This is a genomic window from Yersinia sp. SCPM-O-B-9106 (C-191) (assembly GCF_026183365.1).
Classification (GTDB): domain Bacteria; phylum Pseudomonadota; class Gammaproteobacteria; order Enterobacterales; family Enterobacteriaceae; genus Yersinia; species Yersinia rochesterensis.
In genome coordinates, this window is the sequence record NZ_CP110791.1 from 103397 (window position 1) to 117348 (window position 13952).

Below are 13952 nucleotides of genomic sequence, written 5' to 3' on the forward strand. Positions count from 1 at the left end.
GCCGGTTTCGCATTTAGGTTAAGACAGATACAGATGTGAGCCATATAACCTCTCCCAATAAGTGTTATTGTCGCAGAAATTTTGGGCATGGACAGCGCGCAAGCACCGGAGCGTACACGCAGTACGTGACGTTGGTGAGCACTGCCCTAGGTCAAAATGGCAAGTAAAATAGCATATTGGGGAGGTTTAATAAGCTGGGTTGCCCACGAGCGGCCCGGCATTCTACACAGAGAGTTCGGGATATGTTGCAGTTCATACTCCGACGTTTGGGGTTAGTTATCCCAACGTTTATCGGCATTACTTTGCTGACCTTCGCTTTTGTCCATATGATCCCGGGTGACCCGGTGACTATCATGGCCGGGGAACGCGGTATCTCCACCGAGCGCCATGCTCAAATCATGGCGGAAATGGGGCTGGACAAGCCTCTTTATCAACAATACTTCCATTATGTGAATGGCGTATTACATGGCGACCTCGGCATCTCGCTGAAAAGCCGTATTGCTGTCTGGGAAGAGTTTGTTCCCCGCTTTAAAGCAACTCTGGAACTTGGGATCTGCGCGATGCTGTTTGCTATCGCCGTGGGTATCCCGGTCGGGGTGTTGGCAGCAGTCAAACGCGGTTCAATATTCGACCACACCGCCGTGGGGATCTCTCTCACCGGCTACTCGATGCCTATCTTCTGGTGGGGCATCATGCTGATCATGCTGGTTTCGGTGCAATGGAACCTGACCCCGGTTTCGGGGCGAGTCAGCGACACTGTATTCCTCGATGATAGCTTACCATTGACCGGTTTTATGCTGATAGACACCCTTGTTTGGGGTGAGCCCGGCGATTTCAAAGACGCCGTGATGCATATGATTTTACCCGCCATTGTCTTGGGTACGATTCCCCTCGCCGTGATTGTGCGGATGACCCGTTCCTCAATGCTGGAAGTGTTGGGCGAGGATTATATCCGTACCGCGCGCGCTAAAGGCCTGAGCCGGATGCGCGTGATAGTGGTTCATGCCCTGCGCAATGCCTTATTGCCGGTGGTCACCGTGATTGGCTTACAGGTCGGCACTATGCTGGCGGGCGCGATTTTGACGGAAACCATCTTCTCCTGGCCGGGATTAGGGCGCTGGTTGATGGATGCATTGCAACGCCGCGATTACCCGGTCGTTCAGGGTGGGGTGTTGCTGGTCGCGATCATGATTATTTTAGTTAACTTGCTGGTAGATGTGCTCTATGGCGTAGTTAACCCGCGTATTCGTCACAAGAAATAAGGGGCGCAAAATGTCTCAACTTATTGAGTCGACAGTAAAAAGTGCGCCGAAGCCGATGACTCCTTTGCAGGAGTTTTGGCACTATTTCAAGCGCAATAAAGGGGCTGTTATCGGCCTGTTTTATATCATTATTATGCTGGTGATTGCCGCGGGTGCCACCTGGCTCGCCCCACATGGGCCAGCAGAGCAATTTCGCGATGCACTGCTAAAACCCCCTGTTTGGGAAGCCGGCGGTAGTTGGAAGTTCATTCTTGGTACTGATGATGTGGGCCGCGATGTCTTGTCCCGCCTGATGTACGGTGCCCGCCTCTCACTGTTGGTGGGTTGTCTGGTGGTGGTGTTGTCACTGGTGATGGGCGTGGTTTTCGGCTTACTGGCCGGTTATTTTGGCGGCATAGTTGACGCCATCATCATGCGTGTTGTCGATATCATGCTGGCACTGCCAAGTTTATTACTGGCATTGGTGTTGGTGGCGGTATTTGGGCCTTCGATTGTCAATGCCTCGCTGGCGCTCACCTTTGTGGCCTTGCCGCACTATGTGCGTTTGACGCGAGCTGCCGTGTTGGTTGAGGTCAATCGCGACTATGTCACGGCCTCAAGAGTGGCCGGTGCGGGCGCAATGCGCCAAATGTTTATCAATATTTTGCCAAACTGCCTTGCGCCGTTAATCGTGCAGGCTTCTCTCGGCTTCTCTAACGCCATTCTGGATATGGCGGCTCTCGGCTTCCTTGGGATGGGTGCGCAACCGCCAACACCAGAGTGGGGCACCATGCTCTCTGATGTGTTGCAGTTCGCCCAAAGCGCCTGGTGGGTCGTGACCTTCCCCGGTGTAGCGATTCTGCTGACGGTTCTGGCGTTTAACCTGATGGGGGACGGCCTGCGTGATGCTCTCGACCCCAAACTCAAGCAGTAACAGAGGTAGAGAGAGATGGCACTTTTAAATGTAGACAAATTGTCGGTGCACTTTGGTGACCAAGGCGCGCCGTTCAAAGCAGTAGACCGCATCAGTTACAGTATTGAGCAAGGTCAGGTGATTGGGATTGTCGGTGAGTCCGGCTCTGGTAAATCAGTCAGCTCATTGGCAATCATGGGGCTGATTGATTACCCCGGCAAAGTGATGGCCGATAAGCTGGAATTTAATGGCCGCGACCTCACCAAGATATCTGAAAAAGAACGGCGTCAATTAGTGGGTTCGGAAGTCGCGATGATCTTCCAAGACCCGATGACCAGCCTTAACCCGTGCTATACCGTCGGTTTTCAGATAATGGAAGCGCTGAAGGTGCATCAGGGCGGCAACCGTAAAACTCGTCACCAGCGGGCGGTGGATTTGCTGACATTGGTCGGCATTCCTGATCCGGCCTCGCGGTTGGATGTCTATCCGCACCAGCTTTCCGGTGGGATGAGCCAGCGGGTGATGATTGCGATGGCGATTGCCTGTCGGCCTAAATTACTGATTGCTGATGAGCCGACAACTGCGCTGGATGTGACCATTCAGGCGCAAATCATTGAATTACTTTTGGAATTACAACAGCGTGAAAATATGGCGCTGTTGCTGATTACCCATGATCTGGCATTGGTTGCTGAGGCGGCTCATCATATTATTGTGATGTATGCCGGTCAGGTAGTGGAAACCGGTAAATCTGCGGAAATTTTCCGTGCGCCGCGCCATCCCTATACTCAAGCACTGTTGCGGGCATTGCCGGAATTTGCGCAGGATAAAGCGCGGTTGGCATCCCTGCCGGGTGTGGTTCCGGGTAAATATGACCGTCCTGAAGGCTGCTTGCTTAATCCGCGTTGCCCGTATGCTAATGATCGCTGCCGCCGTGAAGAACCTGAACTGCTGGGGCCAGCGGGGCGTCAGGTTAAATGCCATACACCGCTCGATGATGCGGGGAGGCCGACCCTATGAGTCAACCTATTGAAATGAAAAATGAATCACCGGCAGCTAAGCCGCTGTTGCAAGCCATTGATTTAAAGAAATACTATCCAGTCAAAAAAGGGTTATTTGCACCGGAGCGGCTGGTTAAAGCTCTGGATGGCGTTTCATTCACTTTGGAGCGCGGCAAAACGCTGGCGGTGGTGGGAGAGTCCGGCTGTGGTAAATCCACCTTGGGCCGCTTACTGACCATGATAGAAATCCCCACTGGTGGCGAGCTTTACTACCAAGGTCAGGATTTGCTCAAGCCCGATGAAAGTGCGGAAAAACTGCGCCGCCAGAAAATCCAGATTGTGTTCCAGAACCCTTATGGTTCACTGAACCCGCGTAAGAAAGTGGGGCAGATTCTGGAAGAACCGCTGCAAATCAATACTAAGCTCAATAGCAAAGAGCGCCGCGAAAAAACGTTGGCGATGATGGCCAAAGTCGGGCTAAAAACTGAACATTATGACCGCTATCCACATATGTTCTCCGGCGGTCAGCGCCAGCGTATCGCCATTGCGCGCGGGTTAATGTTGAATCCTGATGTGGTGATTGCTGATGAGCCAGTGTCGGCGCTGGATGTGTCAGTGCGGGCGCAGGTATTGAACCTGATGATGGATTTGCAGCAGGAGCTGGGTTTATCGTATGTCTTTATCTCCCACGACTTATCAGTCGTTGAGCATATTGCCGATGAAGTGATGGTGATGTACTTGGGGCGTTGTGTTGAAAAAGGCAGTAAAGCGGCCATTTTCAATAATCCGCGTCACCCTTATACACAGGCATTATTATCTGCCACACCACGGCTGAATCCAGATATGCGCCGTGAGCGTATTAAGTTGACTGGCGAATTGCCTAGCCCAATGAGCCCACCGCCAGGTTGCGCGTTCAATGCGCGTTGCCGCCGGGCGTTTGGCCCTTGTACACAGTTGCAACCCCAACTGAAGCAGTATGGCGACCAAATGATAGCTTGCTTTGCTGTTGATCAGGATGAAGTGGGAAAAGCGAGTTAAAGCGGGAATACAGCCGTATAACATCAATAAAAAACGTCGGTTATCCGGCGTTTTTTTATAACTGAATAGCAGCATTTATTTTTGAGTTATAACCTAATTAAACTAGATAGTTGGCTTATAAATGATTAGATAATAATTAATTTCGAGCTAATTTATTTGAATTATTATGTCGTAGACCATATTGGTAATTAATGCCGCAAGATTTAACTGAAAATAAAATTAATTATTTTTGTACATCTGAATAAAAAGGGTGCAATAGATGCACCCTGAATTAAATAACATCAATACTTTCTATTATTGTGGATAAGGTACCCAATCACCGCCATTGAGTCGAATATAAGGTTTGCCCTGATATTGCATCACAATAGCATTATCATTTTCTGAAATGACGGCGGTTTCTGGTAAACCTTGTGTCAAGGTCTGCCAGTCAACACTTGGCGCGGTAAATACTTTGCCATCAACCATTCGTGAAACTAACTCAGAAATAGCCAGATAACTGCTGGGCGCACTCACAACCACCGGGCTGGCGGGTGATGGCGCTTTCATACCAATCAATTTAATCCCCACCGGGATATGAGTAATGCTGGGGCTGGGGATATCGCGTAGACCAGACATCTGCATTTTATCGCCAACCAAGGCGGCACCGTGCTCTGGCACCACCACCACCATGACTTTTCGACCTGACTTTTCCAACTCTTCAAGGAAAGTGTTCAACTGGTCAAATAGAGTTTGGGCGCGCGCATGATAATCCGCAGATTTGTTGGTACCAACGAAGCGGTTACCGTCATGTAACGGTATGATATTCATGAAAGTTGCGCTGCGGGTATCCCCCCCGTTTTTCTGCTGCTCCAGCCAGCGATTCAGCAATTCCAAATCGTTATAAATCGGCTCGCCATCAAAGGAAGCTAATTGATTACTAATGCCTTTTTGCGACATCATCGGCGCGCGCATATTGCCGTCGTCTTGGATGTTTTGCAGATAATTACCAAAGACACCGGAGTGATCCATTACCAGTTGGGAGGTAAACCCAAGTTTGGCTAAGTTATCAAACAGATAACACTGCTGGTCTTGCGGCTGATACAAATCTTTGTGTGATGACTGGCCGCAGCTGGCGCGTAACAGGCGGATAGACGCCGGGCCACTGTAGGCGGTGGCTGAGTTGAAGTTTTTAAACAGAATATCAAACTTACCCCACAGCGGGTGTTTATCCAGTTGAATCGCCTCAATATCTGACCATGACAATGAACAGATATTAATCACTAACAAATCAAATGGTTGTGCGTCACCGGGTAGTGATGCCGGGAATGTGGTGCGGCGAGTTTTTTCTTGCTCATAAAAAACATTCAAATGGGCGGTCAGATTAGCATCAGTGGGCGGGCCACCCGCTTCGACAGGGCTGCCCCCGGCTGTGGGTTGCTCTGTACTGGCTGGCGCGGCTGTTGCTGTCGCAGTCTCCACTGTTGGGGCCAGAGAAAATGCCGGCCCGGCAATACCGGCGATATTCAGCCAAATCATGGCTGCGACGACAAAAACAGTGACGCGAATCCATTGCGAAATAAACAGGTAGCCCACCAGAATGGTGAAGGCGGCTCCTATCATGGCCCAGTTAATGAAACGGCCAAATAATTCAATTAGATAGCTAAAGCTAAACCCTGTTACTTGGGAGCCTTGGCTCATGATGCTGTTGATGCCCGGCAGCCAGGTATCGTGATAGAGCAAGCCAATACCGATGGGAATGGCTATCCAGTGACGCCAGCGGTGGACGCGGTACGCCGGGATTGGGAACAGCAGAAAGGCCAAAAATACCAAGTTTGCTAAGGGATGGAAATTCAGGTAACCAAACCACAGCAGGGCAAACTTGAACAGGAAATAGATGTTCCATGCGCCCAGGCCACGCCAATAGCGCCACGGACTCTGCGATTCTTGCTGTTTATTTTTTGCATTCATGGTGATTTCTTAGTCTGTGAAGAGGAGCCATCACGCAACCAAATCCCTTCTGATTTTAAATAGCGCGCGGATAAGAACAAATGTTGTTTTTTCTCCCACCACCGCGGAAACCAGCGGCGAGCGCTATAGCCCAGCGGGAAAAAGATAATCGCGCCCAGCAACAGAATTTGCCAAATATCATTGAGATTCATGGGTATTCTCCTGACGGTGGCGGGTGGTCAGTGTCAATGGCACGGGTGTGCGCCGGGTGGCTTCCACCTGGTCTGGTGCATCAACTTCTTGTTTATAAGTCTTTTTATCACCAGCAGCTTGCCATGCTTCGGGAGTATTAATCATTCTGTTAACCTCCGAAATAATTTCCTGATCCTGATACCACACCAGCCTATTACTGAATGCTTCGGCCACGGGTAGGCGGAAAATATGACTGAGAGCAGTGTCTAAGTCATTGATGCGGCAAGTGGAAAGGAACAATATCAACCGATTATCAGACACCGTCACCACGTCGCCATAGCGGCGTAAATGGCACAGTGTCAGCGCTTGACGCGCCTGTAACCCCGGCACGGCCCGCAGCGCAACCAATACGCCTTTACCATTTTCCGGTAGCAAGGTGTTGTTCATCAACTGCAACACCGAGTGGCAAAACTCCGCCGGTGGTAGATAGCCTTTGAGCTGAAGTGGGCGCAATGCTTCCAGTAACGCATTGATATCTTCGGGAACATGGCGAGAGAATTGCTGCTCTTGAATCCCTTCTAGCATTGTCAGAAAACGCGATAATGGCGCAACCTGTGGGACGATCAGGTTGGCACCGCAGGCCAGTAACAAGCGCTCATCGCTGTAGCGCAGGCTGGCGTGCATTTCGCGTACCACGATTTTCACGCTATTGCCGCGTTGACGGCGAATGTTATGGATTTGATGCGCCATTTCATCAATTTGCTCGCTTTGATTCAGCGCAAAAATCAGTGTTGCGGCATGCGCCGTCATTGCCCGCTGAGCTAAAGCCGCATTGGACTCCAGCAATTGCCAGTGACTAGAAAGCGGGGGGGCGCCTTCCAGAATGTGGGTATGGGCTAAATAGAGATGCTCATCATTGCGCGATTGCGGCAGAGCTTGCTGGACTTCATCCGCCATGCTCCAGCCTTGTTCATCGGCTTCGAGCAAGACTAATTGATTGGCGGTCACCCCTTTTGCTGTGCTCCACCAGGCAACCATATATTGTGCATTATCCTGCTGCCATTGCAGATTAGCCAGGCCTTGTAAATAACGGTGCTGACTGACTAACTGATTTTTAACTTTATTAATGCCGGAGCTGTGACAAATCACCAATAGTGTGCAGTTCTGGGCCTCCAGCCATTGCTGAATCTGCTGTAGCCACTGCTGCATCTCTTCACTGGTAAAGGTTTGCCACAAACTGGCGGGAGCAAACAGAATGAAAAGCCGCTGTTGTGGGCGCAATGAGCGCATCAAATCATGGGTTAAAAATTTTAAGGCATTTCTTTGAGCAGGTAATGTAAATAGCGGTAATTTCTTGGGGCCAGAATGACCGATATTAGTCAGGAGGTTTTCAGGTTTTTGCCCTGAGCAAATCAATGCCGCCCGGGTATCTTCGGGTTGGTTACGAATAACTTGCTGGCAGAATAAGTTGGCATCTATTTGACGTTCAATATTGATCCAATAGAATCCGGGAGCCTGTATTACGGCCAATTCATCCCAGATTTCGCGAACACCTAATGAGAAACATCGTGACATAGATTCATTATCTGCTTTCGTTAAAGTGCTATTGGGCCAATAACTGGATAAAGTTAAAAAACAATTGTAACATTGCAATAAGTATTAACCAATGTCCTTGCCTGAATATTAATCTAAGATTCTTCTTATCAAGTAAAGTATAAAACGATCATTATTATACTTAATTAACATAGTCTATTTTCTCAAGGCGGATAAATGAAGACTATAATAAATCGATTTCATGAAAAAACTTCACTTGAGGCTCAGGATGATCTGCTTGCATTAAGTCAGGCTTTCTCGTTACCCACGTTAAGTTATATCGATATTGTCCGTCAGGAACGATTAATCCAAATGATGGCTCGCTGGCCATTGTTGGCAGAATTAGCGCAATCTACAGGGAGCGAATAGCCTATGCCGGTATTGGCGTTACAAGGTGTAAGAGGGGGCGTTGGCACAACCTCGGTAACTGCGGCTCTGGCATGGGCGCTACAGCAATTGGACGAATCAGTTTTGGTGATTGATTTTTCACCGGATAATTTACTGCGGTTGCATTTCAACATGAGTTTTGAGCAATCCCGTGGTTGGGCTAAAGCTGAAATTGACGGTGAAGGCTGGCAGCAAGGTGCCATGCGCTACACCGAGAAGCTGGATTTCGTGCCATTTGGCCAATTAACTCAAGCTGAAAATGAGCAAATCAGCACGTTTTTGCAGCAAAACCCTCGTCAATGGCAGGAGAACTTGTCCACATTGCAGGCCAGCGCGAGCTATGGTTGGATTTTGTTGGATATCCCCGCCGGTGACAGTGTGTTCACCCGCCAAGCATTAGCGTTGGCGGATCAAACTCTGATTCTGATTCATGCGGATGCCAGTTGCCATATTCGCCTGCATCAGCAAAATTTACCTGTTGGCTGTCATTTCCTGCTGAATCAGTTTACTGCCAACAGCCGCCTACAACAGGATTTGCATCAGCTCTGGCTGCAAAGTTTGGATAGTTTATTGCCGACCTTTATTCATCGCGATGAAGCGATGGCCGAAGCATTGGCCGCCAAACAGCCTTTGGGCGAGTACAGCGCGCAAAGTCTGGCAGCGGAAGAGGTGATGACTTTGGCAAATTGGTGCCTGATTAATGTGGCGGACAGCGGCCGATGAATCGCCTGATGCGGATGTTATTTCAGACACCGGCTTATCAGGCGATGCGCCGCCGCTATCATCTTTATATGCAGCAAGGCTGTACCGTGCTCACGGCCCTTCTCACCACGATGGCGCTGCCACTGTGCTGGGTATTCCTGCGCCTGGAGTCCCCAAGCTGGCAGTATGTGATACAGCACCGGACTTACTGGTTCCCGCAGATTTCACCTAATCGCCCGCGCCTGGGGGATGGTTTGCGCTATCTGCTGCAAGGGCTGTGGCTGTTATTCATCCGTCCACAATCAGACCATAATAAAAAACGCCGGCCAGCGGCGGTCGGTAAGGGCTGGGTAAAAAACAAAAGACAGAGCTATATCAGTTGGTTGGGGGAAATTCCCCAGCGTTTTGAACTCCAGCGAATAGAGAAATCAGTTGCCAACCGATTAAGCCAACTACCAAGACGTGCTCGCCGTATCTTGTTTATTATTCTGGGTATTTTCACCAGTATTTTGGCCTTGCTGTGTATTTCGCAACCTTTCGGTATGATGGCGCAATTCGTGTTTGTCTTACTGTTATGGGCCATTGCCATGGTGATGCGGCGGGTACCGGGGCGCTTACCTACCCTGATGCTGATTGTGTTGTCGTTAACCGTTTCCTGCCGCTACCTATGGTGGCGTTATACCGAAACGCTTAACTGGGATGACCCGGTGAGCTTGGTGTGCGGTTTATTATTACTGTTAGCCGAAACCTATGCTTGGGTAGTGCTGGTGTTGGGCTACTTCCAGACGATTTGGCCGCTAAACCGCCAGCCGGTGCCTATGCCGGAAGATATCAATAGCTGGCCAACCATTGATTTGATGGTGCCGACTTATAATGAAGACCTCGGTGTGGTCAAACCGACCATTTATGCGGCATTGGGTATTGATTGGCCGAAAGACAAAATTAACATCTATATTTTGGATGATGGTAACCGGCCCGCTTTTCGCGATTTTGCCGCCGAAGTCGGGGTGCACTACATTGCCCGTCCCACTCATGAACACGCCAAAGCCGGTAATATCAATAATGCGCTGAAACAGGCCACTGGTGAGTTTGTCGCTATCTTTGACTGCGACCACGTACCCACCCGCTCTTTCCTGCAACTGACCGTCGGCTGGTTCTTTAAAGATAAAAAGCTCGGCATGATTCAAACGCCGCACCACTTTTTCTCTCCCGATCCTTTTGAGCGAAATTTAGGCCGCTTCCGTCAAACACCCAATGAAGGCACCTTATTCTATGGCCTGGTTCAAGACGGTAATGATATGTGGGATGCGACTTTCTTCTGTGGCTCCTGTGCCGTTTTACGCCGTAGCGCCTTAGATGAAGTGGGCGGGATCGCGGTGGAAACTGTCACCGAAGATGCCCACACTTCATTGCGCCTGCATCGCAAAGGCTACACTTCCGCTTATATCCGCATTCCGCAAGCCGCCGGGTTGGCAACGGAAAGTTTGTCAGCACACATCGGGCAGCGTATCCGCTGGGCGCGGGGCATGGTGCAAATCTTCCGGCTGGATAATCCGCTGCTGGGCAAAGGGCTAAAACTTGTCCAGCGCTTGTGCTACGCCAACGCCATGTTGCACTTTTTATCGGGCATTCCGCGGTTGATCTTCCTGACAGCTCCGCTGGCATTCCTGCTGCTGCATGCTTACATCATTTTCGCGCCAGCACTGGCGATTGCACTTTATGTGCTGCCGCATATGATTCACGCCAGTCTGACTAACTCCCGTCTACAAGGTAAATATCGCCATTCATTCTGGAGTGAAATCTATGAAACAGTACTGGCCTGGTATATTGCCCGCCCGACCACCGTGGCGCTGCTCAACCCCCACAAAGGGACATTTAATGTCACGGCAAAAGGCGGTTTGGTCGAAGAGCAACATGTGGACTGGGTGATTACCCGCCCTTATATGGCGCTGGTTCTACTCAATCTGGCGGGGTTGATTGCGGGCTTGTGGCGCTTGGGCTATGGCCCGGCCACTGAAATCATGACCGTGGTCATTAGCTTGGTGTGGGTCATTTATAATATGACGATTTTAGGCGGGGCGGTGGCGGTGGCGGTTGAAGCCAAACAAGTGCGGCAGTCCCATCGAGTCGAAATTGCCATGCCCGCTGGGGTAGCGCGTGCTGATGGTCATTTGTTCTCCTGTACTCTGCGCGATTATTCCGATGGCGGGGTGGGGGTTGAGATGCGCGAAGCCGGGCTACTGAAAGATGGCGAGGCCGTGCATTTGCTGCTTAAACGCGGCGCACAGGAATACACCTTCCCGTGTGAAGTCACCCGCGCTTTCGGCACCAAAGTCGGCATGCGGATGCATCAGCTGACTGTAGCCCAACATATTGATTTTATACAGTGTACCTTTGCTCGCGCTGACACATGGGCACTGTGGCAGGATAGTTTCCCAGAAGATAAACCGATTGAAAGTCTGCGCGATGTCTTGGCGCTGGGCTTTAGAGGCTATGTTCGGATGGCCAGCTATGCTCCGCCGGTGATTCGAAATGTATTGATAGGATTTACCTCCCTGATTGCCTGGATTGCCTCATTTGTACCCCATGGCGTGGATAAAAATCAGGCTCCGAGTAGCCAGGGCCAGACAATGGCTCAACATTGATGATGATATGATGACGAGAAAAATAACCTGGTTTACCGCACTGGCTTTGGGGTTAGCACCATTTACCCAAGCCGAAACATTGGCTGTTCCGGCAATTCAATCGGCGGACTCGACACCTGCCGCTGAAGCAACCGTGGAGCTGGCCCCTGCCGCCCCGACGGTACAGCCGAATGTGCCGGTTCGCGATGTGAGTTACACCTTTGCGAAAATTGCCCCGCCACCGGGGACATTCGCCTTGCATGGCACTAACCCTGAAGGGGTGATTGAATTTGGCGTGCGCAGTGATGAAGTGGTCACTCATGCTATGTTAAATCTCGAATTTACTCCGTCGCCGTCACTGATTCCGGTGGAGTCGCAGGTCAAAGTCTTCCTGAATGACGAGCTGATGGGCGTCACGGCGATCACTAAAGATCAACTGGGTAAACCCACGCGGATCCAGTTGCCGATTGATCCGCTTTATATCAGTGATTTCAACCGATTGCGGTTAGTGTTTGTCGGCCATTATCAGAGTATTTGTGAGAACCCGGCCAGTAATACGCTGTGGCTGGATATCAGTAAATCCAGCTCGTTGGATTTGCGCTATCAATCATTGTCAGTCAAAAATGATTTATCCCATTTCCCTGAGCCTTTCTTTGATGCGCGGGATAACCGCCCGCTGACTTTGCCGGTGGTGTTTGCCGCAGTACCTGACGTGGCCCAACAACGCGCGGCCTCTATTTTGGCATCCTGGTTTGGTGACCAAGCGCAATGGCGTGGGCAGAGTTTCCCGGTTTTATATAATCAACTGCCCACTCAGCATGCGGTGGTTTTTGCGACAAATACCCAACGCCCTGATTTTTTGAAAGATTACCCGCCGGTCAAAGCACCGACGGTGGAAATCATCAGCCATCCGGATGATCCGTATGTGAAGCTGTTGCTGATTTTGGGGCGCGATGACAATGACTTAATCACGGCGGCGAAAGGGATTGCGCAAGGTAATATTCTATTCAGCGGTCAGAATGTGACGGTGGATAACGTCGAGCAACTGGCACCAAGACAGCCCTATGATGCGCCAAACTGGGTGCGTACCGACCGGCCAATGACCTTTGCTGAGTTACAGCAATATCCGGATCAGTTGCAAACCACCGGTTTGTTGCCGCCGCCTATTTCCTTATCACTGAACCTGCCGCCGGATTTATTCCTGATCCGCAGTGCGGGCATTGATATGCGCTTGAAATACCGCTACACCTCAACGCACCTGATGGATGGTTCTCGCTTAAGTATTAGCCTGAATAATCAATTTGTGCAGGACTACCCGCTGTCGCCGAATATGCCGCAAGACAGTAAAATCCTGCGGCTGCCGCTACTGCAAGGTTTACAAGATTCAACCAAGCAGTTAACCATTCCGGCATTGAGACTGGGGGCCACCAACCAACTGCGCTTTGATTTTGATTACAGCACCTTGCTGGCGAGTGGCGCGGAAGGGCGCTGTGAAACTTACTCTACCGCCCCGAACCACGCGGTGATTGACGGTAACTCCACTATCGACTTCTCCGGCTATCGCCACTTTATGGAAATGCCGGATTTACGGGCATTTGCCAATGCGGGCTTCCCTTTCAGCCGGATGGCGGATCTCTCCGAAACCCTGGTCTTAGTGCCGCCAAAACCTGCGCCGTCACAGCTGACGACGCTGTTGAATGCGGTGGGAAATATCGGGGCGCAAGTGGGTTATCCGGCGGTGGGTATCAACATTACCGATGACTGGTCACAGGCGAAAGACAAAGACGCCGATGTGCTGATTATCGGCCCGATCCCGCCAGAACTCCGTGATGATCGGCAGATTAACCTGCTGGTGGATCAAACCCAAAGTTGGGTAAAAATGCCAAACCGCCAAACGGGCTTGCCCGGCATGATGGCACCGGATTCGGACTGGGTTGCGGATAGCAAAGCGACCATCAGCTCTGAAGGGGCGATGTCGGCGATTATCGGAGTGCAGTCACCGAACTTCCCACAGCGCAGTATTGTGGCATTATTGGCGGATAGCCCACGGGGCTATAACTTGCTGAATAATGCTTTGCTCGACAGTGGCAAACGCGAGGCGGTATTTGGCTCGGTGGCGGTTATTCGTGAGTCGGGTGTCAATAGCTTGCGGGTCGGCGAAACTTATTATGTCGGCCACTTACCTTGGTGGGAGCGCATCTGGCATACCTTATCCACCCATCCGGTAGTGCTGGCCGGTGTCGCCGTGTTGGTGGTTGTTATCGCCGCAATGATGGCTTGGCGCTTGCTCCGTCTGATTAGCCGTCGTCGGTTATCACCTGATGAGAGAGATTAATTT

General features: G+C 50.8%; 11 protein-coding genes. 8 read left to right on the forward strand and 3 right to left on the reverse strand.

Annotated features, from left to right (window positions below; all coding sequences use genetic code 11):
* Positions 1 to 242 precede the first annotated feature (242 nt).
* From dppB to dppF, 4 genes are read left to right on the forward strand one after another with little or no spacing between them, the layout of a single operon-like run.
* Complete coding sequence (gene dppB / locus OP863_RS00405; protein ID WP_019081650.1) at positions 243 to 1262, forward strand: dipeptide ABC transporter permease DppB; 1020 nt, start codon at positions 243 to 245, stop codon at positions 1260 to 1262.
* Positions 1263 to 1272: 10 nt separating this feature from the next.
* The gene (gene dppC, locus OP863_RS00410; protein ID WP_038637478.1) at positions 1273 to 2175 is read left to right on the forward strand and encodes a dipeptide ABC transporter permease DppC; all 903 of its coding nucleotides are present in this window, start codon (positions 1273 to 1275) and stop codon (positions 2173 to 2175) included.
* Between the two features lie 15 nt (positions 2176 to 2190).
* Positions 2191 to 3171, forward strand: a complete 981-nt coding sequence (gene dppD, locus OP863_RS00415) for a dipeptide ABC transporter ATP-binding protein (protein ID WP_038637476.1) — start codon at positions 2191 to 2193, stop codon at positions 3169 to 3171.
* Between the two features lie 14 nt (positions 3172 to 3185).
* Positions 3186 to 4190: a dipeptide ABC transporter ATP-binding subunit DppF gene (gene dppF / locus OP863_RS00420; protein WP_038639933.1), complete on the forward strand. Its 1005-nt coding sequence runs from the start codon at positions 3186 to 3188 to the stop codon at positions 4188 to 4190.
* A gap of 294 nt (positions 4191 to 4484) precedes the next feature.
* Here the strand turns inward: dppF and bcsG are convergent, their stop codons facing one another.
* From bcsG to bcsE, 3 genes are read right to left on the reverse strand one after another with little or no spacing between them, the layout of a single operon-like run.
* Positions 4485 to 6137, reverse strand: a complete 1653-nt coding sequence (gene bcsG / locus OP863_RS00425; RefSeq protein WP_265525764.1) for a cellulose biosynthesis protein BcsG — start codon at positions 6135 to 6137, stop codon at positions 4485 to 4487.
* Positions 6134 to 6328, reverse strand: coding sequence for a cellulose biosynthesis protein BcsF (gene bcsF, locus OP863_RS00430; RefSeq protein WP_038637471.1), 195 nt, complete (start codon positions 6326 to 6328; stop codon positions 6134 to 6136). The genes bcsG and bcsF overlap by 4 nt, the downstream gene beginning before the upstream one ends.
* A complete protein-coding gene (gene bcsE / locus OP863_RS00435; RefSeq protein ID WP_145588785.1) occupies positions 6315 to 7883 on the reverse strand; it encodes a cellulose biosynthesis protein BcsE in 1569 nt (522 codons plus the stop codon). The genes bcsF and bcsE overlap by 14 nt, the downstream gene beginning before the upstream one ends.
* Positions 7884 to 8078: 195 nt before the next feature.
* On the opposite strand from bcsE, the gene bcsR reads away from it, so the two are divergent.
* The 4 genes from bcsR to bcsB are packed head-to-tail and all read left to right on the forward strand — an operon-like array spanning position 8079 to position 13949.
* Positions 8079 to 8270, forward strand: a complete 192-nt coding sequence (gene bcsR, locus OP863_RS00440) for a cellulose biosynthesis protein BcsR (protein ID WP_145509402.1) — start codon at positions 8079 to 8081, stop codon at positions 8268 to 8270.
* Positions 8271 to 8273: 3 nt separating this feature from the next.
* Positions 8274 to 9011: a cellulose biosynthesis protein BcsQ gene (gene bcsQ / locus OP863_RS00445; RefSeq protein ID WP_038637464.1), complete on the forward strand. Its 738-nt coding sequence runs from the start codon at positions 8274 to 8276 to the stop codon at positions 9009 to 9011.
* Positions 9008 to 11635: a UDP-forming cellulose synthase catalytic subunit gene (gene bcsA, locus OP863_RS00450; RefSeq protein ID WP_145588783.1), complete on the forward strand. Its 2628-nt coding sequence runs from the start codon at positions 9008 to 9010 to the stop codon at positions 11633 to 11635. Before bcsQ ends, bcsA begins: the two co-directional genes overlap by 4 nt.
* A 10-nt stretch (positions 11636 to 11645) precedes the next feature.
* Positions 11646 to 13949 (forward strand): cellulose biosynthesis cyclic di-GMP-binding regulatory protein BcsB, encoded by a 2304-nt coding sequence (gene bcsB, locus OP863_RS00455; protein ID WP_265526294.1) that lies wholly within the window; start codon positions 11646 to 11648, stop codon positions 13947 to 13949.
* The last annotated feature ends 3 nt before the right edge of the window (positions 13950 to 13952 follow it).